Source organism: Microbulbifer maximicatervae (SeqCode) (assembly GCF_056231245.1).
The window spans coordinates 4,444,342-4,467,853 of the sequence record NZ_CP174334.1 but is presented as its reverse complement, the minus strand read 5'-3'; the positions used below and the strand labels follow the sequence as shown (position 1 = coordinate 4,467,853).

The 23,512-nt window shown below is 54.6% G+C and carries 24 protein-coding genes; 12 read left to right on the top strand and 12 right to left on the bottom strand.

Annotated elements, in window-relative coordinates; genetic code table 11:
* Window positions 1-264: 264 nt before the first annotated feature.
* From ACJJIS_RS19620 to trpC, 8 genes are all read left to right on the top strand, one after another.
* Window positions 265-1,338, top strand: a complete 1,074-nt coding sequence (locus tag ACJJIS_RS19620) for an aminoglycoside phosphotransferase family protein (protein WP_475708860.1) — start codon at window positions 265-267, stop codon at window positions 1,336-1,338.
* A gap of 38 nt (window positions 1,339-1,376) precedes the next feature.
* Complete coding sequence (locus ACJJIS_RS19615) at window positions 1,377-2,084, top strand: nucleotidyltransferase family protein (protein WP_475708859.1); 708 nt, start codon at window positions 1,377-1,379, stop codon at window positions 2,082-2,084.
* Window positions 2,085-2,103: 19 nt separating this feature from the next.
* On the top strand, window positions 2,104-2,766 hold the full coding sequence (rpe, locus tag ACJJIS_RS19610; RefSeq protein ID WP_444892691.1) for a ribulose-phosphate 3-epimerase: 663 nt from the start codon (window positions 2,104-2,106) through the stop codon (window positions 2,764-2,766).
* Window positions 2,767-2,998: 232 nt separating this feature from the next.
* A complete protein-coding gene (gene trpE / locus ACJJIS_RS19605) occupies window positions 2,999-4,510 on the top strand; it encodes an anthranilate synthase component I (RefSeq protein WP_475708858.1) in 1,512 nt (503 codons plus the stop codon).
* The gene (locus tag ACJJIS_RS19600) at window positions 4,497-5,360 is read left to right on the top strand and encodes an ion transporter (protein WP_444895314.1); all 864 of its coding nucleotides are present in this window, start codon (window positions 4,497-4,499) and stop codon (window positions 5,358-5,360) included. The genes trpE and ACJJIS_RS19600 overlap by 14 nt, the downstream gene beginning before the upstream one ends.
* On the top strand, window positions 5,357-5,935 hold the full coding sequence (locus ACJJIS_RS19595; protein ID WP_282934444.1) for an anthranilate synthase component II: 579 nt from the start codon (window positions 5,357-5,359) through the stop codon (window positions 5,933-5,935). Before ACJJIS_RS19600 ends, ACJJIS_RS19595 begins: the two co-directional genes overlap by 4 nt.
* A 73-nt stretch (window positions 5,936-6,008) precedes the next feature.
* Window positions 6,009-7,058 (top strand): anthranilate phosphoribosyltransferase, encoded by a 1,050-nt coding sequence (trpD, locus tag ACJJIS_RS19590; RefSeq protein WP_475708857.1) that lies wholly within the window; start codon window positions 6,009-6,011, stop codon window positions 7,056-7,058.
* The gene (gene trpC, locus ACJJIS_RS19585; protein ID WP_444916172.1) at window positions 7,052-7,849 is read left to right on the top strand and encodes an indole-3-glycerol phosphate synthase TrpC; all 798 of its coding nucleotides are present in this window, start codon (window positions 7,052-7,054) and stop codon (window positions 7,847-7,849) included. The genes trpD and trpC overlap by 7 nt, the downstream gene beginning before the upstream one ends.
* Window positions 7,850-7,927: 78 nt before the next feature.
* On the opposite strand, the gene crp is transcribed toward trpC, so the two are convergent.
* A complete protein-coding gene (crp, locus tag ACJJIS_RS19580) occupies window positions 7,928-8,578 on the bottom strand; it encodes a cAMP-activated global transcriptional regulator CRP (protein WP_051089460.1) in 651 nt (216 codons plus the stop codon).
* Between the two features lie 301 nt (window positions 8,579-8,879).
* On the opposite strand from crp, the gene ACJJIS_RS19575 reads away from it, so the two are divergent.
* Window positions 8,880-9,287: an OsmC family protein gene (locus ACJJIS_RS19575; RefSeq protein ID WP_282934442.1), complete on the top strand. Its 408-nt coding sequence runs from the start codon at window positions 8,880-8,882 to the stop codon at window positions 9,285-9,287.
* 102 nt (window positions 9,288-9,389) lie between these two features.
* Here ACJJIS_RS19575 and coq7 read toward each other — a convergent pair whose 3' ends face one another.
* The 11 genes from coq7 to ACJJIS_RS19520 form a co-directional block, all read right to left on the bottom strand.
* Window positions 9,390-10,034 (bottom strand): 2-polyprenyl-3-methyl-6-methoxy-1,4-benzoquinone monooxygenase, encoded by a 645-nt coding sequence (coq7, locus tag ACJJIS_RS19570; RefSeq protein ID WP_108731610.1) that lies wholly within the window; start codon window positions 10,032-10,034, stop codon window positions 9,390-9,392.
* A gap of 56 nt (window positions 10,035-10,090) precedes the next feature.
* Entirely contained in the window at window positions 10,091-11,395 is a 1,305-nt protein-coding gene (gene purD / locus ACJJIS_RS19565) for a phosphoribosylamine--glycine ligase (protein ID WP_475708856.1), read from the bottom strand.
* A gap of 191 nt (window positions 11,396-11,586) precedes the next feature.
* Window positions 11,587-13,158, bottom strand: a complete 1,572-nt coding sequence (gene purH / locus ACJJIS_RS19560) for a bifunctional phosphoribosylaminoimidazolecarboxamide formyltransferase/IMP cyclohydrolase (protein WP_475708855.1) — start codon at window positions 13,156-13,158, stop codon at window positions 11,587-11,589.
* Window positions 13,159-13,301: 143 nt separating this feature from the next.
* Window positions 13,302-13,610 (bottom strand): DNA-binding transcriptional regulator Fis, encoded by a 309-nt coding sequence (gene fis, locus ACJJIS_RS19555; RefSeq protein WP_020411495.1) that lies wholly within the window; start codon window positions 13,608-13,610, stop codon window positions 13,302-13,304.
* Window positions 13,607-14,599: a tRNA dihydrouridine synthase DusB gene (gene dusB, locus ACJJIS_RS19550; RefSeq protein WP_475708854.1), complete on the bottom strand. Its 993-nt coding sequence runs from the start codon at window positions 14,597-14,599 to the stop codon at window positions 13,607-13,609. Before dusB ends, fis begins: the two co-directional genes overlap by 4 nt.
* 205 nt (window positions 14,600-14,804) lie before the next feature.
* Window positions 14,805-16,040 (bottom strand): DUF3426 domain-containing protein, encoded by a 1,236-nt coding sequence (locus ACJJIS_RS19545; RefSeq protein WP_445360602.1) that lies wholly within the window; start codon window positions 16,038-16,040, stop codon window positions 14,805-14,807.
* A gap of 75 nt (window positions 16,041-16,115) precedes the next feature.
* Window positions 16,116-16,997, bottom strand: a complete 882-nt coding sequence (gene prmA, locus ACJJIS_RS19540) for a 50S ribosomal protein L11 methyltransferase (protein WP_475708853.1) — start codon at window positions 16,995-16,997, stop codon at window positions 16,116-16,118.
* Window positions 16,998-17,147: 150 nt separating this feature from the next.
* Entirely contained in the window at window positions 17,148-18,488 is a 1,341-nt protein-coding gene (gene accC / locus ACJJIS_RS19535; RefSeq protein WP_444912054.1) for an acetyl-CoA carboxylase biotin carboxylase subunit, read from the bottom strand.
* 15 nt (window positions 18,489-18,503) lie between these two features.
* The gene (gene accB / locus ACJJIS_RS19530) at window positions 18,504-18,971 is read right to left on the bottom strand and encodes an acetyl-CoA carboxylase biotin carboxyl carrier protein (protein WP_282934436.1); all 468 of its coding nucleotides are present in this window, start codon (window positions 18,969-18,971) and stop codon (window positions 18,504-18,506) included.
* A 22-nt stretch (window positions 18,972-18,993) separates the two neighbouring features.
* Window positions 18,994-19,449, bottom strand: a complete 456-nt coding sequence (gene aroQ / locus ACJJIS_RS19525) for a type II 3-dehydroquinate dehydratase (RefSeq protein WP_282934435.1) — start codon at window positions 19,447-19,449, stop codon at window positions 18,994-18,996.
* A gap of 259 nt (window positions 19,450-19,708) precedes the next feature.
* Window positions 19,709-21,502, bottom strand: coding sequence for a protein-disulfide reductase DsbD family protein (locus ACJJIS_RS19520; RefSeq protein ID WP_475708852.1), 1,794 nt, complete (start codon window positions 21,500-21,502; stop codon window positions 19,709-19,711).
* A gap of 129 nt (window positions 21,503-21,631) precedes the next feature.
* Between ACJJIS_RS19520 and ACJJIS_RS19515 the strand changes: the two genes are divergently transcribed.
* From ACJJIS_RS19515 to ACJJIS_RS19505, 3 genes are read left to right on the top strand one after another with little or no spacing between them, the layout of a single operon-like run.
* Window positions 21,632-22,360: an N-acetylglucosaminyltransferase gene (locus tag ACJJIS_RS19515; protein ID WP_475708851.1), complete on the top strand. Its 729-nt coding sequence runs from the start codon at window positions 21,632-21,634 to the stop codon at window positions 22,358-22,360.
* Complete coding sequence (locus ACJJIS_RS19510; protein ID WP_413664261.1) at window positions 22,357-22,818, top strand: copper chaperone PCu(A)C; 462 nt, start codon at window positions 22,357-22,359, stop codon at window positions 22,816-22,818. Before ACJJIS_RS19515 ends, ACJJIS_RS19510 begins: the two co-directional genes overlap by 4 nt.
* 35 nt (window positions 22,819-22,853) lie before the next feature.
* Window positions 22,854-23,423 (top strand): YajG family lipoprotein, encoded by a 570-nt coding sequence (locus tag ACJJIS_RS19505; protein WP_475708850.1) that lies wholly within the window; start codon window positions 22,854-22,856, stop codon window positions 23,421-23,423.
* Window positions 23,424-23,512 lie beyond the last annotated feature (89 nt).

Below are 23,512 nucleotides of genomic sequence, written 5' to 3'. Positions count from 1 at the left end.
TCTTTATCGATGGATACGTGCGACAGCTTTCGAGCCGGGGCGCGCAAAATCATCGTCCGATTCTACTTGAATGTAGATGTGGTTAATAGCCGTACTGAAGTCGTAATGTTACAGCTAGAGGCTCAGCTTCGAAACGTAAATTACCTGGAACTCGTGTTCTGTTTTTAGCTGAGGCAAAGTAGGGGCTCCAATAAATAGTGATGGCGTCTCTGGACGCAGAGAGGCTCGGGGTTAAAATGCAGCTAGAAACAGTTGGAATATAAGATGAGCCTAAGATCGAGCAGTGAAGTTGAGCAAGGGTGCGAGATCGACACCGATCCCAGACGCAATACCTTGTGTGAGTGGGTTGGCGTGGCCCTGGGTATGGAGGCTCCGGCTGATTTATTGAGCCTGGCGGGAGATGCTGGATTTCGCCGTTATTTTCGCACTCTAACCGAGCCGTCACTGATAGCGGTAGATACCCCTCCCCAATTGACTAACCCCGCCCGCTTTGTGGCTCTGGCTGATTACTTGCGCCGCAACGGTATCCATACGCCGATGGTGGTTGCTGCAGACACCGCAGAGGGGTACCTGCTGCTGGAAGATTTGGGGGATACCCAATTGTATAGCGTGCTCAACAGCGACAGTGTTGAGGGACTCTACGCAGAGGTAATGAGTGAACTTTTATGCCTGCAGCAAATCCCTTTTGAGGAACAATTATTCCCAACTTATAGTCGGGAACTACTTCTTAAGGAAATGCAGGTTATGCCTGAGTGGCTGGTGCGAGAGCTACTTGGCTACCAGCTTTCAGAGCGGGAAGAAAAGCTGCTGGAGCAAACCTTTGAATTGTTGCTTAACAGTGCGGAGGAGCAGCCTCACACGATTGTTCACCGGGATTACCACAGTCGCAACCTGATGATCCGCGACGGGGAAAGGCCGGGGATTGTCGATTTTCAAGACGCAGTGTGGGGGCCCGCCACCTACGATCTGGTGTCTCTGCTCAAAGATTGCTATATCCGTTGGCCCCGCGAGCGGGTAGAGCGCTGGGTGCTGGCTTACGTCGCGACTGCTGAAGCGGCGGGTGTTATGCAGCCTGTGGACCCACAACTTTATCTTCGTTGGTTCGACTGGATGGGGTTACAGCGTCATATTAAAGTGCTGGGTCTGTTCCCGCGCCTCAGTCTGCGTGATGGAAAGCAGGGATACTTGCAGCACCTGCCGCTGGTGATTCGCTATGTTTTGGAAACCGCTGAGCGCTACCCAGAGCTGGAGCCGTTTACTGATTGGTTCAGCGGCACCCTACTGCCGCAGATAGAGCCTTTGCCCTGGTACAGCGATTACCGCTGTGCCGGTGACTAGCCGAAGTAGGCCGTACGAAAACTGTACAGATTAATTTAATGAGCAAACCCAAAGAGAATTCCCCTTTGACTGCCATGGTATTGGCAGCAGGTTTTGGGCGCCGTATGCGCCCACTGACTGACCAAACTCCAAAGCCTCTGTTACCGATTGCCGGTAAGCCCCTGATTGAATATGCGATTGAGCGCTTGGCAGCTATTGGTGTGCAAAAGGTCGTGATTAACCTGGGCTACTTAGGACCCAAAATTCGTCAACAGCTTGGTTCTGGTTCCCGCTGGGGGTTGGATATTCACTACTCCGTCGAGCATGAGGAGGAGCCACTGGAAACTGCCGGCGGGATTCTCAAGGCGCTGCCACTGATCGGCGATTCATCGTTTTTGGTGGTTAATGGTGATGTCTGGTGTGACTATGACCTGTCGCAATGGATCGAGAGATCGCTGCCGGAGTCTTGCCCTGGACGCCTTTTGATGGTCCCCAATCCTCCCCATAACCCCGGTGGAGATTTTGGCATAGAGGGTGGCTTGCTGTCGGGTACAGCCAAGCCCCGCTATACCTTTGCAGGTATTAGCTGGCTGCGAGCTGAAACCCTCACCAAATACCCTAAGCGTCGCGAATGCTTCGGGCTTGGGGAAGTGTTCACCTTTAATGAGGATAAGCTACAAGCTGAACTCTATGAGGGGGACTGGTGCGATGTGGGAACCCCCGAGCGCCTGGAAAATTTAGATCGCCGACTGACTGGCGAAAGTTGAGTTACCAAAGGATATTTTGATGTCAGATTACAAGATCGCTCCCTCTATTCTCTCTGCAGATTTCGCACGTTTGGGTGAAGAAGTGGACAATGTGTTGGCAGCCGGAGCGGACTGGGTGCATTTTGATGTGATGGACAATCACTATGTGCCAAATCTCACGATTGGCCCTATGGTATGCCAGGCCCTGCGCAAACACGGTGTTGAGGCTCCGATTGATGTGCACCTGATGGTGGAGCCGGTGGATGAGATGATTCGCATGTTCGCCGATGCCGGAGCTACCTATATTACGTTCCACCCAGAAGCCTCTCGTCACCCGGACCGCTCCCTACAATTGATTCGCAGTCTCGGCTGTAAAGCGGGGCTGGTGTTCAATCCAGCCAGTGGCCTCGATGCGGCCAAGTATGTAATGGATAAGTTGGATATGATCCTACTGATGTCGGTGAACCCGGGTTTTGGTGGGCAGAAGTTTATCCCCAATACCCTGACCAAGTTAAAAGAAGCTCGCAAGTTGATTGATGAGTCTGGGTTTGATATTCGCCTTGAGATCGACGGCGGTGTGAATCGCGACAATATTGCCGAAATTGCTGCAGCTGGAGCAGATACCTTTGTCGCTGGGTCTGCCATATTCAATACCCCGGACTACGCTGAAGTGATTGCAGCCATGCGTAAAAGTTTGGCTTAATTTACAAAACTGGCGGGCAATCTCTTGCCCGCCATAGACGGGATTTGTTAACTTGTGCGCCTGCACTGAGGGAATTTCCGTGAACCACTCTTTCTCCCTGACAAACAGTTGGCGATGGCGCCACTGACCTGCTGAGGCCCAATCGAGTTTGGCGATTGAGGCACCTTTCCCGTGGGCGCTGCTTATACTCTGGCGCCAATCATAAAAGAATGAAAAATTGATCGGAGTCTCCATGACCCCTACTGAATACGCTCAACTTGCGTCTGAGGGTTATAACCGTATCCCCCTGGTAAGGCGCGTACTGGCGGATATTGAAACGCCACTGTCCACCTATTTGAAACTGGCCGGAGGCCGTTACAGCTATTTGCTGGAATCGGTCCAGGGCGGGGAGAAGTGGGGACGCTATTCCATTATTGGTTTACCTGCGCGGACTCTGCTCAGGGTTAAGGGCACTGACATCACCGTGGAAACTGATGGTGAGGTTGTAGAGAGCTACAGCGTCGCCGACCCTCTGGAGTTTGTTGAGCAGTTTCAGCAGCGCTATCAGGTGCCTGAATTAGCGGATCTGCCTCGTTTTAACGGCGGGTTGGTGGGCTATTTTGGCTATGACTGCGTGCGCTATATCGAACCGCGTCTGGCCGCCAGTACTCCGCCGGATACCCTGGGTAATCCGGACATCCTGTTGATGGTCAGCGATGAATTGGTGGTTTTTGACAATCTTGCCGGTGCGGTAATTCTGATTGTCCACGCAAATACAGCTGAAGAAGCAGCCTATGAAAAAGCCCAGCAGCGCCTGGACCAATTGGTTGGCCAGTTAGCACAACCGCTGCCGGATACTGTGCCCCTCGATTTGCATGGGCGCGGCATTGATGAGAGCGAATTCCAATCCCACTTTGGCGAGGATAACTTTAAGCGCGCAGTAGACCGGGTTAAAGAGTACGTGCTTGCCGGTGATGTGATGCAGGTGGTGCCCTCCCAGCGCCTGTCTGCGCCTTTCAATGCGCCGCCACTCAATTTTTACCGTGCTTTACGCAGTTTGAACCCTTCGCCGTATATGTATTTCCTCGATCTGGGTGATCACCATGTGGTGGGCTCCAGCCCAGAAATTTTGGTGCATTTAGAAGAGGGGGAAATGACTGTGCGACCTCTGGCGGGAACCCGCCATCGGGGAGCCACTGAGGAGGAGGATCTTGCCCTGGAGGAAGAGCTGTTGGCAGATCCCAAAGAACTCGCCGAACATCTGATGCTGATTGACCTGGGGCGCAATGATATCGGCAGGGTGGCTGATACTGGCAGTGTCAAAGTCACCGACCAAATGTTTGTCGAGCGCTATTCCCACGTGATGCATATCACCTCCAATGTTGTCGGCCGGTTAAAGTCGGGCCTCAGCGCCATGGATGCTCTGCGCGCGGCACTGCCGGCCGGTACCCTGTCGGGCGCCCCCAAGATTCGCGCTATGGAAATTATCGATGAGCTGGAGCCAGAAAAGCGTGGCATTTACGGTGGGGCGGTCGGCTACCTGGCTTGGAATGGCAATATGGATACCGCTATCGCCATTCGTACTGCAGTTATCAAGGGTGGCCGACTATATGTGCAGGCGGGGGCTGGCCTGGTGGCCGACTCAGATCCACAGTCAGAGTGGAATGAAACAATGAATAAGGCCCGAGCGCTTTTCCGCGCTGCCGGTATGGCGCTGGCCAAGAGTAGTGACCCTTTAAAGATCGAGCAAGATGAGCGAAGTTAGTATTTCTCAAAAGTTGACCCTGGCTGAACGCTGCGAGCGAGTCGTCGCAGCGCCGTTATTTAACCAAATCATTATCGGAATGATTCTACTCAATGCTGTCGCTGTTGGGTTGGAGACTTCCACTTGGGTGACGGAGCGCTTTGGTACGCTGCTGGGCGCTATTAATCAACTGATTCTCGCCTCATTTGTTATTGAGGCGCTGGTTAAAATTTTTGCCCATGGGGCCCGTCCCTGGCGTTACTTTGCCAGTGGTTGGAATTGCTTTGATTTTACTATTATTGCACTGAGTTTGATCCCTGCTACAGGGCCGCTAGCTACCCTGGCGCGTTTGGTGCGGGTATTAAGGGTTTTGCGGCTGGTGTCTGCATTCCCGGAACTCCGCACACTGGTGGACACGCTTTTGCGCAGTTTGCCAAGCATGATGCACATTGCTTTGTTGATGAGCATCATTTTCTATATCTATGGTGTAGCGGGTTATTTCCTATTTCACGATATTGATCCAACTCACTGGCGCACTTTACCCATCGCATTTTTGAGTTTATTCCGCATAGTCACCTTTGAGGACTGGACGGATATTATGTATACAGCGATGGATTCGATGCCTTGGGCCTGGCTTTACTTCGTCAGCTTTGTGGTCATGGGGGCGTTCGTAATGATTAACCTCTTTATCGGTGTAGTCTTGAATAACCTGGAAGAGGCCAAATTGCGACGAATGGATGAAATGTGTCTGCCTCCAAGCCAGACCGAAATCCTGCGCGAACTCCGCGCAACCCAGGCCTCTCTCGCACGCCTGCAAAAAAGAATGGAAGAATCCACTTATCAACCAGAGGCTAAGGGGGCCGCACAATGATTTTAATGATCGATAACTACGACTCCTTTACCTGGAATGTAGTGCAGTACCTGGAAGAGCTGGGTGCAAAAGTGGTGGTAAAACGCAACGACGAAATTACCCTGGAAGAAATCGAGGCAATGGCGCCAGAGAAAATTGTGATTTCGCCGGGTCCCTGTACCCCCAATGAGGCGGGTATTTCTCTCGATACCATTCGCCGCTTTGCCGGCAGTATCCCTATTTTGGGTATTTGTCTGGGGCACCAGAGTATTGGGCAGGTCTTCGGTGGCAGGGTAGTTCGTGCCCGGCAGGTTATGCACGGCAAAACATCTCCTATAGTGCACAACAATTTGGGGGTGTTCCACGGTTTGTCCAACCCATTTGAGGCGACTCGCTATCACTCACTGGTAGTGGAGAAAAGCAGTTTACCGGAATGCCTGGAGATCACTGCCTGGACTGAGACAGAGGATGGTGAAATTGACGAGATCATGGGCGTGAAGCACCGGGAATTAGCAGTAGAAGGGGTGCAATTTCATCCTGAGTCAATTCTCACCATGCACGGTCACGATATGTTGAGAAACTTTATCGAGTCTTGAGGGCCGGAAGAACAAGTGCGCGGCGGGCAGGTCCCGCCAGAATCAATAACCAGAGTGGGGCAAAGGGGGAAAAATGAATATTCAACAGGCCATTGCCAAACTGGTGGATGGCGAACACCTTACTCGTGAAGAAATGCGCGAAACCGTGGGCCAGATTATGCGTGGCGAAGCGCTGGAGTCACAGATAGGCGCACTCCTTATAGCACTGCGTATACGCGGTGAGACAGTCGATGAAATTGTCGGCGCAGTGGAAACCATGCGTGAGCTGGCGGTAAAGGTTGAGCTCGACCTGGAAAACACAGTTGATATTGTCGGCACCGGTGGCGATGGCGCCAATCTATTTAACGTGTCCAGTGCGAGCAGCTTTGTTGCAGCTGCTGCCGGAGCTAAGGTAGCCAAGCATGGCAATCGCTCGGTGTCGTCCAGTAGTGGTTCTGCGGACCTGCTTGAGCACGCCGGCGTATTTTTGGAATTGAGTCCCTCGCAGATGGCGCGTTGCGTAGAGACTATCGGTATTGGCTTTATGTTTGCGCCCAGCTTTCACAATGCAATGCGCCACGTTGGCCCATCGCGAAAGGCATTGGGACTGCGTACCATCTTCAATCTACTCGGGCCGATGACAAATCCGGCGGGGGTAAAGCGCAAAGTAATCGGTGTGTATGACAAGCGCTACTGTCGCCTGTTGGCTGAGGTTCTGCAAAAGCTCGGTTCAGAGCATGTGCTGGTTTTACATAGTGATGATGGGCTCGATGAAGCCAGTATTGCTGCGGATACCTTTGCTGTGGAATTAAAGGATGGTGCCTTGCAGGAATATACCCTCAAGCCTGAAGACTTTGGCTTGCTGCGCCGTGACCTCTCTGATCTTAGTGTTTCTGGTTCCGAGGACTCCCTGGCCCTGATTCGCAATGCGCTGGGTAAGCGCAATACTGAGGCGGGGCAAAAAGCCGCGGATATTATTGCGCTTAACGCAGGCCTGGCAATTTATGTCAGCGGCGTTGCGCACTCTGCAGAGCAAGGTGTCGCTATGGCACAAGATGCTATCGACAGCGGTCTCGCCGGAGGGAAAATTAACGATCTTGCCGCGTTTACCAGTGCGTTTCGCCCAGAGGAAATTCAATCGTGAGTACACCGACCATTTTAAAAACAATTGTCGAGCGCAAGTGGCAGGAGGTTGCTGAGCGGAAGGCTGAGTGCTCCACCGACGAAGTTCGCCTTCGCGCCAGGGATCAGGAACCGGTGAGAGGCTTTGTCGATGCAGTGGATCGCAAGATTTCCACTGGTGAGGCTGCAGTAATTGCCGAAATTAAAAAAGCCTCTCCCAGTAAAGGCGTGATTCGCGAGGATTTCCTTCCTGCAGAAATTGCTACCAGCTATGAAAAAGGTGGCGCGGCTTGTCTGTCAGTACTAACCGATGTCGACTTTTTTCAGGGTGCAGATAATTACTTGCAGCAGGCCCGAGATGCCGTACGCCTACCGGTGCTGCGCAAGGACTTTACCGTTGATCCCTACCAAATCTATGAAGCTCGCGCGATTGGGGCCGACTGTATTTTGCTGATTGCAGCCTGCCTGGAAGATCCACAGATGGCGGATCTCAACGGGCTCGCTTTGGAGTTGGGTTTGGATGTCTTGGTGGAAGTGCATAACCACAAGGAGTTGGAGAGGGCCCTGGCATTACCTAACCGCTTAATCGGCATCAATAATCGCAATCTGCACACTTTCGATGTGCAGCTGGAAAATACCTTTAAGTTACTGGACTTGATCCCCGACGACCGTCTTGTGGTCACGGAAAGTGGTATTCATACCACAGATGATGTTGCGGCGATGCGTGGTCATAACGTCAATGCTTTCCTGGTGGGAGAGGCCTTTATGCGGGAGGAGGAGCCGGGCAGAAAATTGATGGAAATGTTTAACTGACCGCTTACTCCAGTAGTAGAAATAAAAAAGGGCGATGTAAAAATCGCCCTTTTTTTATGCGGTGTATTTATTCGGTTACTAGCGGGTACCGTACACCACCATGGTTTTACCTTTAACGGAAACCAGGCCCTGTTCTTCCAGGGTTTTTAATACGCGGCCCACCATTTCCCGGGAGCAGCCGACGATACGGCCAATTTCCTGGCGGGTGATTTTTATTTGCATGCCCTCGGGGTGAGTCATTGCATCCGGCTCATTGCAGAGGTCGAGCAGGGTGCGAGCGACACGCCCGGTGACATCCAGGAAGGCGAGATCACCAACTTTGCGTGTGGTGTTGCGCAGGCGGCCTGCCATTTGGGTGGCCAGGGCAAAAAGAAACTCTGGGTGCTGGCGAGTGAGTTCCTGGAACTTGGTGTAGGAGATTTCTGCCACCTCACACTCGGTTTTGGTGCGGACCCAGGCACTGCGGGTGTCCTGATCGAACAGGCCCATCTCACCGAAAAAGTCTCCGTCGTTGAGGTAGGCAACGATCATCTCGCGGCCTTCATCGTCCTCAATCAGAACTGTAACGGAACCGCGCATAATGAAATAAAGGGATTCACAGCGGTCGCCAGCATAGATAATTGTGCTCTTGGCCGGGTAGCGACGCCGGTGGCAGTGGGCCAGAAAGTCTTCAATATTGCCGATAGTCATGGGGTCTTCGATAGCAACCGTCACGGATTTATTCCTCATTTTTTGTCTTGTGCTCTATCCCGGCTTTAGCAGCTGAGCACTATTGAATTATCGCGCGAAAACAAAATCCCCAACAGGGGCTGACCGCGGCAAAGTTCCGCAGTGTGACCTGTGACACTATGGCACTGGGTCGCTTGGACTTCATAAACCACGATGCGTTCATAGAAAAAGCATTTGATCATGCGTCATTCGGCTTTCGCGCGGAGGCGTACCAGACACTATACCGGAAACATACAGGTGCCGGGATAGACTTCGCCAATATGCTAAGCTTCGCCGCTGAAGTTTTAATGGGAGTGGAGTGATGCAGGGGAAAGTAACCTGGGTAAATGATTTAACCTTTGTCGGTGAAGCCGGCAGTGGTAATTCGGTAGTGATGGAAGGCGGCCGCACAAATAATGGTGTGCGCCCGATGGAAATGATTTTGCTGGGCGTCGGTGGCTGCGCGGCTTACGATGTGGTGAGTATTTTACAGAAGGCGAGACAAGACATTATTTCCTGTCATTGCGAACTGGAAGGTGTGCGCCCGGATACAACCCCATCGCCGTTTGAGCGAATTGAAATGAAGTTTGTAGTGCGCGGTCGCGGATTGAAGGAATCCCATGTTGCCCGTGCAGTGGAACTCTCCGCAGAGAAATACTGCTCAGGCTCCATCATGTTGCGCAATGCGGGCGTCGAGATTGTGCACAGCTACAGCGTTGAAGAAGCTTGAAAGGAAATTAGCAGGGAGGAAAGGGAGGAAAGGGAGGAAAGGGAGGATACTGGGCGTAACCTCCCTAAAATCCAAGTCGTTTTAGTGAGTGAAGAGTAACGGTCAGATCTTATAACTGGCTGAAGTCATTACTTTGGATACCAGAGACATCACTCCTTTTACCGGAGCGGGGAAGCGGGCACCACCGGCGGCCAGTGCGGCGTGGGCGTGCTCGTCTTCGTCAATTAACATCTGTTCCACTACCGCACGGCTTCTCTTGTCGTCGGCGGGAAGCTTTTCGAGGTGGCTCTCAAGATGTTTACACACCTGGTCTTCCGTAGCGGCCACAAAACCGAGGCTGATTCGGTCGCTGATTTTCCCGGCGGCGGCGCCGAGCCCAAAGGACATGCCATACCACAGCGGGTTGAGTAGGCTGGGGCGGCTGTCCAATTCCTTCAAGCGCTGTTCACACCAGGCCAGATGGTCGATCTCCTCATCGGCAGCGCGCTCCATTTCCCCCCGCACCTCGGGCAGCTTGGCTGTCAGGGCCTGGCCCTGGTAGAGCGCCTGGGCGCAGACTTCACCGCTATGGTTGACCCGCATAAGGCCAGCGGCGTGTTTGCGTTCGCTGTCGGTGAGGTCTGTCTCGGCTTCACCCTTCGCCGGGGATGCCCGGCCGTGGCAGGGTTCGCCGGGGCTCAGGGTGCGCAGAGCCCGATCCGCTTGAATTAACAGGCGGTCGAGTCCGCTGAGGCTGCGTTTACTCATAGTATTCTGCTCCCTGTGGGAGGCGACCGCTTATGAGCGGCCGCCGAGGCCAGCTGTTAGTCCTGCTGCTCTGCAGAAACCTTTTCTCTTTCGACAGCGCGGTAGCCGATATCTTTCCGGAAGAACACGCCGTCCCAGTAGATAGCCCGAGCTGATTCATAGGCATTTTCCTGAGCTTTAGCGACGGTATCTCCCATTGCTGTTGCGCACAACACCCGGCCACCATTGGTGACTACGCGCTCACCATCCAGTGCGGTACCGGCGTGGAAGACCTTGGCATTGTCACTGTCTGCTTTGTCTAGGCCGCTGATGGCATCGCCTTTGCGGTAGCTGCCGGGATAGCCGTGAGCGGCAAGTACCACACCCAGGGCTGGGCGGGGGTCCCACTCAGCAGTGACAGTGTCCAGCTTCTTGTCCAGAGCAGCCATGCACAGGTCGACCAGGTCCGACTTCAGACGAATCATAATTGGCTGGGTTTCCGGATCGCCAAAGCGGCAGTTGTACTCGATAACCTTCGGAGTACCGTCGCTGTCGATCATCAGGCCGGCGTAAAGGAAACCGGTGTAGGGCGTACCCTCAGAGGCCAGGCCTTTAACGGTGGGTTCGATTACCTCTTGCATAATGCGCTGGTAAATGGTGTCAGTCACCACCGGTGCCGGGGAGTAGGCACCCATACCGCCCGTATTAGGGCCGGTATCGCCATCGCCAACGCGCTTGTGATCCTGGCTGGTGGCCATCGGCAGGATATTTTCACCATCCACCATCACGATAAAGCTCGCTTCCTCACCCTGGAGGAACTCCTCGATAACCACGCGGCAGCCGGCTTCACCAAAGGCGTTTCCAGACAGCATATCGCGTACAGCGAGCTCAGCCTGCTCTTCGGTTTCGGCAACGATTACACCCTTGCCCGCAGCCAAGCCGTCGGCTTTAACCACGATGGGCGCGCCGCGCTCGCGAATGTAGGCAACCGCCGGCTCCACTTCGGTGAAATTGCGGTAGGCAGCGGTGGGGATTTTGTGGCGCTCGAGAAAGTCCTTGGTAAAGGCTTTGGAGCCCTCCAGTTGGGAGGCGCCTTTGCTGGGGCCAAAAATAGCGAGGCCACGGGCATTAAAGAAATCGACAATACCCTCTACCAGCGGTGCTTCCGGGCCGACAATAGTTAGTTCTACGCCGTTTTCTTCGGCGAAATCTGCCAGGGCGGCGAAGTTATCCACACCGATCGCGATATTTTCCAGCTTGGGTTCGCGGGCAGTGCCGGCGTTGCCTGGGGCAACATAGACGGTGCCGACATTTGGGTTTTGCGCTGCTTTCCACGCCAGAGCGTGCTCGCGGCCACCTGATCCGATAACCAATACGTTCATTCTTAAATCCCCCTAAGTCGACCGATCCGGTCCATTGCACAGGTTATAGGTGTGCTAGTTTAACGTGGAATTGATTCTGGGGCCTGAGTCTCGCCCCTGGATTCAAATGATTTGTGCGGGCTGGGAAGTATCGATACTTCCCAGCCCGTTGATCATAGCCCGCAGCAATAAGCATTTGCGGGCGTACAATCTTAGTGGCGGAAGTGGCGCATACCGGTAAATACCATGGCCATATTGTGCTCGTCCGCTGCGGCGATCACTTCTTCATCGCGCATGGAGCCGCCGGGCTGGATGACCGCCTGGATTCCTACAGCGGCAGCATTATCGATGCCGTCGCGGAAGGGGAAGAAGGCATCGGAAGCCATAACGGATCCTGCAACGGCGAGGCCGGCGTGCTCGGCCTTGATCGCGGCGATACGCGCGGAGTTTACGCGGCTCATCTGGCCTGCGCCTACGCCCACAGTGCGACCGTCTTTGCCGTATACGATGGCATTGGATTTTACGAACTTGGCCACTTTCCAGGTAAACAGCAGATCGCGGATTTCCTCTTCAGTGGGCTGGCGCTTGGAGACCACTTTCAGGTCGGCAGCGGTGATCAGGCCGTCGTCGCGGTCCTGAACCAGCAGGCCGCCATTGACGCGCTTGTAGTCCAGCGCCGGGGTGCGCTCGCTGCTCCACTGGCCGCATACCAGCAGGCGCAGGTTCTTCTTCTCGGCAACGGCCTGTTTGACCTCTTCGGAGACTGACGGTGCGATGATGACTTCAACAAACTGTCGCTCGACGATAGCGCGGGCAGTGGCGCCATCGAGTTCCCGGTTGAAGGCGATGATACCGCCAAAGGCGGATTCGCTGTCGGTAGCGAAAGCCAGGTCGTAGGCCGTGCGAATATCTTCAGCGATCGCCACACCACAGGGGTTGGCGTGTTTAACGATCACGCAGGCGGGTTGCTCGAAGGACTTAACGCACTCCAGTGCGGCATCGGTATCGGCGATATTGTTGTAGGACAGCTCTTTGCCCTGCAGCTGGGTGGCAGTGGAAATACTGGCCTCAGCTGGGTTGGCTTCGGTATAGAAAGCGGATTTCTGGTGCGGGTTCTCACCGTAGCGTAGATCCAGTTTCTTGATAAATTGGCTGTTGTAGGTGCGCGGGAACAGCTGCTTTTCTTCGCCTTTAATGGCGCCCAGGTAATTGGCAATAGCGCCGTCGTAGCCCGCAGTGTGTTCGAAGGCTTTTACCGCCAGATCAAAGCGGCTGACGTGGCTCAGGGCACCATCGTTAGCTTTCATCTCCTCGATGATCTTGCCGTAATCGCTGGCATTGACCACGATAGTGACATCTTTGTGGTTCTTGGCGGCAGCGCGAACCATGGTAGGGCCGCCGATATCGATGTTCTCGATAGCGTCTTCGAGGGAACAGTCGGGCTTGGCAACGGTTTGAGCGAAGGGGTAGAGGTTAACCACCACCATATCGATCGGGGTGATACCGTGCTCGCCCATGATGGCATCATCGGTACCACGGCGCCCCAGAATGCCACCGTGTACTTTCGGGTGCAGAGTTTTGACACGGCCGTCCATCATTTCGGGGAAGCCGGTGTAGTCGGAAACTTCTACCACGGGAATACCCGCTTCCTTGAGCTGGCGGTGGGTTCCGCCGGTGGAAAGAATCTCAACCCCCATTGCGGAGAGCTGTTGAGCGAACTCTACAATGCCACTCTTGTCAGAGACACTAATTAGAGCGCGGCGGATGGAAACCTTGTCTGTCATTGCACTTGATCCAACTGGTTTTCGAAAAGGATGTTTAAAGGGTTTTAGCGGTTGTCCACTGTGGCAACAAAAACGCTGCCGGGAAAATAGCGAAGGGGGATGAGTTACCTCATCCCCCTTCAAAATTTCGCTCGGTGGGAAGCTTACAGCAGGCCGTAGCGCTTCAGCTTCTTGCGCAGGGTGCCACGGTTGAGACCCAGTAATTGCGCGGCGCGGGTCTGGTTGTGGCGGGTGTATTTCATCACCACTTCGAGCATGGGCGCTTCGATCTCCGACAGCACCATGTCGTAGACATCGGTTACCATCTGGCCATCCAGGTGGCGGAAGTAGTTCTCCATTGCGTGCTCGACGGCATCGCGCAGGGACTGCTGCTGTGGCTGTGCCAGTTGAGTCTGTCCCCTGGAGGATACTTCTTCATTGCCAGTATCCGGAATTAATACTTCGTTGTTCATGCCGCTTGTGCCCCTCTCGTTATTCGGCGTTCAAACCACTCGTGAACGCTGGCATGTTGTACTTCTGCACTCTCTATTTGGAAAAAGGTCTTGCGGAAGGACTCGCTATCCGCGAGCGTCTTCAAGTACCAGCCCACATGTTTGCGAGCGATACGGACCCCCATCACTTCACCGTAGAATCGGTGTAGTTCGCCCAAATGGGCGAGCAAAATATTCCTGACTTCATCCAATGTCGGTTCGGGTAGCCGCTCGCCAGTGGCGAGATAGTGGGCTATTTCCCGAAAAATCCATGGTCGTCCCTGTGCTGCACGGCCAATCATGACCGCCGATGCGCCAGTGTAATCGAGCACCTCTCGGGCTCTCTCAGCACTGCAGATGTCGCCATTGGCAAAAACCGGGATTTTTACCCTGGATACAATTTCGGCAATGGTATCGAATTCAGCCTGTCCGTGGTAGCCACAGGCGCGAGTGCGACCGTGAACCGCCAGTGCAGCGACCCCGGAATCCTCGGCCATTTTGGCTACAGTGACGCCATTGCGGGAATCCGGGCACCAGCCGGTGCGGATCTTTAGCGTCACCGGGACGGAAACAGACTGGACCACGGCTTGAAGAATATCCGCTACCAGCTTTTCATCCCGCAGCAGGGCGGAGCCCGCTGCTTTCTTACACACCTTTTTTGCCGGGCAACCCATATTAATATCGATGATTTGCGCGCCGCGACGAGCATTCTCCCGAGCGGCTTCCGCCATCATCTCAGGATCACCGCCGGCGATCTGCACCGATATGGGCGCCGCTTCGCCACCGTGATCCAGGCGCAAGCGGGACTTGCGGCTGTTCCACAGGCGAGTGTCCGAGGTCACCATCTCCGAAACCACCAATCCGGCGCCGAGTTCTCGGCACAGCTGGCGGAAGGGGCGGTCGGTGACACCGGCCATGGGCGCCAGAATTACCGGGTTGTCGATAATATAGGGGCCAATGGCAGTAGACACGGTAGCTCCATTTGGGCTGTAGGAAGGGCAATCTGTGCCCCGGCAAAACAGCCGCCTATGATAGCGGCTGGCCCGTTAATGGCAAAGCGAAAAAGCGGGCAATTTGATCGAACACTGTTCATTTAGCCTGCTGAATGCGCAGGTTTGGTTGTTTATGGCGCCAAATCCCCTTTGCTAAAAACTTGGCCGGGGTGCTTGTGTGCGCTCAGTGAGTGATGTTCAACTCGTAGTTTACCGCTTCTGCACCGGGGTCAACCACCTCAATCGCGATATGAATGGGGCTGTCCTGGGGCATTAGTTTGCGTCCGGCCAACTCCCCCTGTAGGTACTCGTTCGGGGTAAACCGGCGACTGGCCACAGCCTTGTCCTTCAGGTCGCTGAAGTTCAGCAACAGGTTGGGGAAGGGTTGTGCGTAGGGGGCGGTATTTAGCAGCACTGCATCCACTACCAGGGCGCCCTGCAGCTGCGGGTGGGTACGCACCATTAAGTTTGTGGCCTGGATCGCCCGGGTATCTTTTAGTTGAGGTAAGGTGCAGCCGAATAGTGGGCAGGCGGCAGCATAGAAGTCGCGCCAGGGTTGTTTGCGGCTGAGGCTATCGAACTGGAAGTATGCAACCTGAATCACTATGCCGAGGATCGATAGGGGAATCAATGCGCGCCATAGCCAGGGAGAGGCGGTGCGTTTCTTTTTGGGGACTCCCCACGACATCTCCACAGGCGCGGGCTGGATGGCTGAGATCAATTGCTCCCGCTGCGGCTCTTCAGCAGTGGTAGATTCGCCACCGAAGTAAGGCTCCTGGCGGCTTTCCTCAGTGGGGGGAGGTGTATCTACAGACTCGGTTGATACTGCAGGCTCATTGTTGTCCCAAGACGATTCCTCAGCGAGGGAGCTAGAAGTTTCAAACTCCGGTACTTCAGGTTGGCCGTTGTACTCGGGCGAAGGGTCAGAATCAAAATCAGGAAGTTCTTCCCAGTCCGGCTTGAGGATTTTATCCAGGTCCTCTTCGGGTTCCGCTTCCTCTTCGGTGTGAGATGCTTCCAGCTCCTGCCACTCATGGTCGCCAAAGGCGTCACCAATTAATTCCTGCGCTGCTGCACTATATTCTTTTGGTTCAGATTTGGGCGCGCTGTCAGGTGCCCCCTCATTGGTTGCACTCTCCCGACCGGCAGTTTGATCTACAGCTGGTGGAGATGGCGGGGTGGCGGGTTCGTCCTCGTCGAGCTCGATATCGTCGTGGATCAGGAAGTCATCGTCTTCCAGCAAAGCCTCCAAATCATTGCGGCTCTCGCTATCACTTTCTGAGAAAACGATATTTTCGTCTGCGCGAAACACCTGCAGGCAAGACCCACAGCGAACGGCGCCGCGGGCAGCGCGCAGTTGCTGGTCATTAATATGAAATGATGTGCTGCAATGAGGGCAGCGGGTTACCAGTTGAGACATTCGACTAGAGCGCAGTTTATTTAGCAGCCAAGTTTATCAGCCCAAAGGGGTCCCGCGTAGTGCTGGGGAGCGCATTTAGCGCACCCGCTTGCCTGTCAGTCTGACCCATCCCTCGTGTTCGCCGTCAGGATCGAACTCAATCCATTCGCTGTAAGCATTTTTCACCTGCTCTGCCTGGGAACTGAGGATGCCGGACAGACAGATTTTTCCGCCCAATTGAGTGAGCTGTATCAGTTGAGGGGCGAGTTCTACAAGGGGACCGGCGAGGATATTGGCCAACATAACATCGGCGGCTTCGCTCGGCATTTGTTCTGGCAGGTAGACCGGGAAGCGCTCGGGGTTTATGCCGTTGCGCTGGGCATTGTCGCGGCTGGCGAGCAATGCCTGGGGATCGATATCGGTGCCGAGAACTCGCTCTGCTCCCAGTAGTAGTGCGCTAATTCCCAGAATGCCCGAGCCGCAACCGAAGTCGATGGCACTCTTACCTGCGAGTTCCTGCTGCGCCAACCATTGCAGACATAGGAAAGTAGTTGGGTGCGTGCCAGTGCCGAAGGCAAGGCCCGGATCGAGCAGCAGGTTCACGGCGTCTGGCTGTGGTGGTTCACACCAGCTGGGGCAGATCCATAAATTGGGGCCGCACTGGATGGGTTTGTAGTGGGTCATCCACTCTCGCTCCCAATCCTTGTCCTCAAGTTGCTCCCAGCGGGCATTGGGCAACATTTCGCATAGGAAGGAAGCTGCTTTTGCCTCGGTAACTGAGGTATCCACTTCCGCATCGAACAACCCGGTAACCCGTGTTTGCTCCCATAGGGGCACCTCTCCGAGCCCGGGTTCAAGGATCGGTTGGTCAGCGTTGTCTTGCAGGGTGACAGATACGGCACCGGCAAAAAGCAGTGCGTCTTCGATTTTTTCCGCGTGATCACGGTCGGTGTCCACGCGGAGTTGTAGCCAGGGCATAATTATTCCGGAATTGTTATAGCGATGTTTACGGCATTGTTGCGGCCGGGCCGCACTCAGATAACGACGCTTGCCACGCCATCCATGGCAAGGTTCAGTGTCGTTTTGTTTGCCGCAATTCTCGCTAACTTTGCCCCGGCTGGCGAGCGCTTAAAGACCTAACTTCTTCTCCAGGTAGTGGATATTGACCCCACCCTTGGCAAAGTTTTCATCTCGTACCAACTCTTCCTGTAGGGGAATATTGGTTTTGATGCCGTCCACTACCAGCTCCGACAGGGCCACACGCATACGCGCCAACGCGGTTTCACGATCTTCCGCATGGGTGATCAGCTTGGCGATCATGGAATCGTAGTTGGGGGGTACCGAGTATCCGGAGTAGAGATGGGAGTCGACCCGCACACCCAGGCCGCCAGGCATATGGAAGTTGTTTACCTTGCCGGGGCTGGGGAAGAAGGTCTGTGGGTCTTCGGCATTGATACGGCACTCAAAGGCGTGACCTTTGATTACGATATCTTCCTGCTTCAGGGATAGCTTCTCACCGGCACAAACCCGAATCTGCTCCTTGATCAGGTCGACGCCGGTTACCATTTCGGTAACGGGGTGCTCCACCTGGATACGGGTGTTCATTTCGATAAAGTAGAAGCGCTCATTTTCATACAGGAATTCAAAAGTACCCGCGCCGCGATAGCCGATATCGATACAGGCTTGTACACAGGACTCATGTACCTGCTCGCGTACCTCATCGGGAATGCCCGGAGCTGGGGCTTCTTCCAAAACTTTTTGATGGCGGCGCTGCAGGGAGCAGTCGCGATCGCCCAGATGGATGGCGTTGCCCTGGCCATCGGCCATTACCTGGATCTCAACATGGCGGGGATTCTGCAGGAATTTTTCCATGTAGACGGTGCCGTCACCGAAGGCCGCCTGGGCTTCGGACTTGGTCACGGCAATCGCGTTCACCAGTTCCTCTTCCCTTTCTACTACGCGCATGCCGCGACCACCGCCACCGGCGGCAGCTTTAATAATGACCGGATAACCGATGCTGCGGCCGATCTCCATGCAGCGTTCGCTATTATCGGGCAGCGGGCCGTCAGAGCCTGGAACGGTGGGAACGCCAGCCTTTTTCATGGCGGCAATTGCAGACACCTTGTCCCCCATCAGGCGGATCACATCCGGGTCAGGGCCAATAAAGGTAAAGCCGCTCTTTTGCACCTGCTCGGCGAAGTCCGCGTTCTCTGCGAGAAAGCCATAGCCGGGGTGCACGGCTACTGCGTCGGTGATTTCCATGGCGGAGATCAGGGCCGGCACATTTAGGTAGCTCTGCGGGGATGGGTTGGGGCCGATACATACAGATTCGTCGGCCAGGCGTACATGCTTGAGATTGCGGTCTACCAAAGAGTGCACCGCCACAGTGGCGATGCCCATCTCTTTACAGGCGCGCAAAATCCGCAAGGCGATTTCGCCGCGGTTGGCGATTAGGATTTTGTCGAACATTGTGACTTACCCCACTCAGACGATGGTCACGAGGGGCTGGTCAAACTCAACCGGTTGGCCGTCTTCCAGCAGGATCGACTCAATGGTACCGGCCTTGTCGGCTTCGATCTGGTTCATCATTTTCATCGCTTCGACGATGCACACAACATCGCCAACTTTGACCTGCTGGCCCACTTTCACGAAGGCCTCGGCGCCAGGGCTGGGGGCAGCGTAATAGGTGCCTACCATCGGGGATTTTACCGCGTGTCCGCTGATAGCCGGCTTGGACTCTTTTTCAGCTGGGGCAGCAGGAGCGCTGGGCGCCGGAGCAGCGGGGGCGGCAACCGGTGCGGGAGGCGCGCTGTAAATCGGTGCAACGGGTTGGGCTGCGCTGCTGACGCCGCGACTGATGCGCACGGACTCTTCGCCTTCTTTGATTTCCAGCTCGCCGATATCCGATTCTTCGAGCAGCTCAATCAATTTTTTAATTTTGCGGATATCCATAGTTATTTACTCGCAGTTTGATTCATTGTTGTGCAGGTGTGGCATCCAGTTGGTGGATGGCTGCCTGTAAGGCCAGGGTGTAGCTGTTGGCGCCAAAGCCACAGATTACGCCGCAGGCCAGATCTGAAAGATAGGAATGGTGTCGGAAAGCTTCCCTGGCGTGGGGATTGGACAGGTGAAGCTCAATAAACGGGATGGCAACGGCTGCCAGGGCATCGCGCAAGGCGACACTGGTATGGGTGAACGCAGCGGGATTGATCACGATAAAGTCGACCCCACTGGTCGCCGCCAAGTGGATTCGTTCGAGCAGGGCTGATTCACTATTGCTCTGCAGGACTTCCAGTTCGTGGCCGGCGGCGTCGCACTGGCGCTCGGCGGCTTCATTGATATCCGCCAGGGTGGTAGACCCGTAGATGTGCGGTTCGCGACTGCCTAAAAGATTTAGGTTGGGGCCGTGAAGGAGAAGAAGTTTAGCCATAATTCGCCCTGAAGAAAGTTGCCGAAAACCCATATAAAGTGGGTTAAAATTGGCTATCTTGCGGGCAAACTCGAAATTTCGGCCTAGCTGCCCGAACTCATTAACCGAGTCTGCCGCAAAAGTGACTCCCTGTCCATGCCAGACTCGGAGTTTATCGAAGTTAGCAGCAGTTCGGCGATATTGGGCAAAAAATTAGTTCAAAATATCCGGGCTGTGGCCTGTTTACCTTGGGTTATTGGCTACAAAGGCGTCAAAAACTTTACTGAGTCACCCCAGTGCTCAAAGGGGAGTCCACAGCGTTCTCCAATTCCTGTAGTAAATCATCTTGAGAAAGTATTTGCGGCAGTATTTTTGCGTCGCCCCCATCGGCGGGATAGAGGAGATACAGCGGCACACTGGTACGCCCGTATTTGGCCAATAATTCGCTGATTCGCGGATCCTGGTTGGTCCAATCTCCTTTCAGCGCGACCACGTTGAGGCGCTCCAAAGCATCACTGACCTCGGTGCTCGACAGCACAGCTTTCTCATTCATCAGGCAGGTGATGCACCAGGCCGCGGTCATATTGGCCAGAACTGCACGCCCCTCACTGCGCGCAGTCTCCAGTCTCTCTGCCGAATAGGGCTCCCAGTAATCGCTGCTGGACAATTGTTCGGACTGATTGATGGTTTTCAGTTGCGGAAGTAGAAAAACCGCCAAGGCCAGGGAGGCCAGGGCCAGGGAACCGCGCAGCCAGTGCCATTGCGGACGCGGCCAAAGCCACAGGGCAAATGCAATGGCTACAGCACCAGCCAGTACCAGGGCAACCCCATCCCCCCCGGCTTGCCGGCCCAGAACCCACAGTAGCCATACCGCAGTGAGATACATCGGAAATGCCAACAGCTGCTTCAGGCGATCCATCCAGGGGCCGGGTTTGGGCAGCTTTTCCGCCAGAGCGGGGATATAGGTCAACAACAGGAAGGGGGCCGCCATACCGGCGCCAAGGGCGGCAAAAACACTTAGCGCAATTAGCGCGGGCTGCGTAACAGCAAACCCCAGTGCGGAGCCCATCAGCGGTGCAGTACAGGGGCTGGCCACCAGGGTTGCCAGCGCGCCGGATGCCACAGAGCCCGACAACCCCTGACGTTTATTCAGGTTGCCGCCAATACCCATCAGGTTACTGCCGAGCTCGGTCATTCCGGACAGACTCAACCCCATGATAAAAAACAGGTAGGCGAGTGCTGCCACCAACCAGGGGGATTGAAGCTGGAAGCCCCAGCCGACAGCCTCTCCGCCGGCGCGAAGGGCGAGCATCACAGCGGCGATAGCCACAAAGCTCAAAACTACGCCCAGTGTATAAGCCCAGCCGTGGTGGTGCCTTTGGCTTGCATTTTGTGCCGCCTGGCTCACTGCTAGTAATTTAATCGACAGTACTGGGAAGACACAGGGCATCAGGTTCAGGATCAGGCCACCGGCAAATGCGAGAAGCAGCGCCAGTGATAAGGTGACATTGCTATTGCCTGCGGCACCGCCAGCACTCGCTGGCGGAGTGGGTGCGCCTGTAATTAAGGCGCTGTCCTGCGGTTCTATATCCTGACTGGCAAAATCCACACTGTAGTATCGGGTCTGAGGTGGATAGCAAAGGCCGGCATCTGCGCAGCCTTGATAGTGGAGCTCCAGTTGGGTAGAACCGCTGGTTTCAGGGATTTCCAGGGCAAATTCGAGCTGGCCTCGGTAGACCTCAGTCTCTTTCTCGAAATAGTCGTCCCAAATGACTTCACCGGTTGGCAGGTTCAGGGGGATGGGAGTTTTCTCACCATTATCGACCCTGTACAGCGCCAGTTTTTCGCGATAGAGGTAGTACTCTGGGGCAATCTGGAAGAGTGCACTGAGGCCGTTGGCATCAAAGAGCAGATCTTGCTGATAAGCTTCATCGACCGGCAGGAAAGTGTTTTCCTGGGCGCTGCTCAGCGAGGCAAAAGGGTTATCGGAATTCTGCGCTGTAGCTCCAATGCTGGTTGTGGCCAGCAGGATTGTCAGCAGAACGAGGAAATTTTTTCGGAAACTTTTGGTCATCACAGCCATAGATGAAAAAATTCATTATAGTCGGGCGCATAGTTCAGACTGCTGCACCAGACGGGGGTTCAGTCGCCGCAGCAGTATAGCGACGCCAGTGGTACAAAAAAACAACAATAGGGGATTGTTTTGCCGTCATTTGAACGCCTTCACAGCCTTGGGGTTTTACTGCTACTGGCATTTTGCCTGGGGGCCTGCTCATCCAATAAGCCCGCACCTAAAACGGTTGTCCCTCCTCCCGCCCCTAAAAAGACGCCATCCCAAGACCAGGTTCGGCGCAACAATATTTCCTTTTTTTTGAGTCGTGCGGAACAGGCGCTACGCAAAGGGCATCTAACCCAGCCTGCCGGCGCCAGTGCCTACGACTATTACCTGCGTGTATTGCAACTGCAACCGGATAACAGCAAGGCAGAAACTGGTATTCAAACCATTGTGGTCACCTATGTTGAGCGGGCGCGAGACGCCCTGCGTCGCAGGGATTTTGGGGAGGTGAATACCCTGTTGAAACGGGCTGAGATGCTGGCCCCGGCCAATCCGCTGGTGGCTGAAGTGCGTACACAGTTGGTCCGTGAGCGGGGGAGAGCGCAGCTCGATTTACCGCAAGGGGAGGTGATAGGTCTACCAGCCGGTGAACTCGCAGTAAGGTCTGCCGGGCTGGTGGAACAGTTGCAGCGAGTAGCGGGCAGGATTCGCAGCGAGCAGCTGCGCGTCATTATCGTAGCGCGCAGTGATGCTGAGGGCCGTTGGGTTTATCAGCAACTGCGCGAGGCTGTGCCCGGGTATCGGGTGCGTGGAGATATCAAAGTCGGGAATCCGGCGAAACTGATTCTGATTAAGCCCAGCGGAGGGGCACCATGAAAAAAGTATTGGCATTTGCCTTTTTAATCACCGCACTCCTTGTGTCTAAGGGCGCCTATTCCATAGGAATTACGGCGGAGGGGTATGCCCGGGAAACACCTCCCGGACCTTCGATGAGCGCTGCCTTTGTGTCGCTGCACAACACTGGTGATTCGAGTCAGGTACTCACAGGTGTGGAGCTGCCGGGTGTTGAACAGGCTTCGGCAGACCTGCATACCACTATATCGGAGAACGGAATAAACCGGATGCGCCCGCTGGATCAGCTGACGATTGCTGCAGGGGCAAGTGTAGATATGGCTCCCGGTGGAGTTCACTTAATGATTAAAGGTCTGCGCCTGCAGGCGGGGGAGGAGTTGCCGTTGCGACTGCTTTTTGCCGATGGCAGCAGTGTAGATATTCTTGTGCCAATAGTTCGGATGAGTGATGAGGGTGAGCACCACCACCATCACCATGGCTGAATTGGCAGTTTTTTTGAAGTGAGGGGGAATTAAACATGAAGAAGTTATTGGTTTTTGCCGGTGCACTGCTACTCAGCGCTTGTGCTCACAGCCCGCTGCAGATTTGGCTGCAGCCTCAGGTCCAGGTTGCTCCTGAAGCGATAGGCGAAGGCTTTAGTATGAGTGTGATGGGAGTTAATGAACTGCCCTCTGGCGGCTTGGGATCATTGGGGGGTGTTTATGCGGATACTGCTCAGGTAAGTATTGGCAATGACGCTGGTGAGGCTATTGCAGCGGGATTGCGTAATGGTTTTTCAAATTGGTCATTTCGAATTACCGATACCGCGCCGGAAGTTCAGGTGATCGCAAAATTGGTAAAACTCACCTACAACAGTCCAAATACGGTTTATACCACTGAGATTGACACCGCTGCTGAAATTCACCTGGAAGTGAAAATTGGTCCTCGCACTTATTTCGGCACTTACAGCGCTTCCGGCAAAGATCGGAACCTGGTTAAGCCCAGTCGTGAAGAAGTCCAAAGTCGTGTGAATGGACTGCTTAGCGCAACTCTACAACGAGTATTTGAAGACGAGAAATTAAAAAATTTCTTGCGCAGCAATCTGTGAATGTGCAATTTATACATTTGTAGAAAAAACTCGGCTGGGAGGCTGGATAATTGAATAAAATCGGCGATCGTGGGCGATGATGTCGGTAA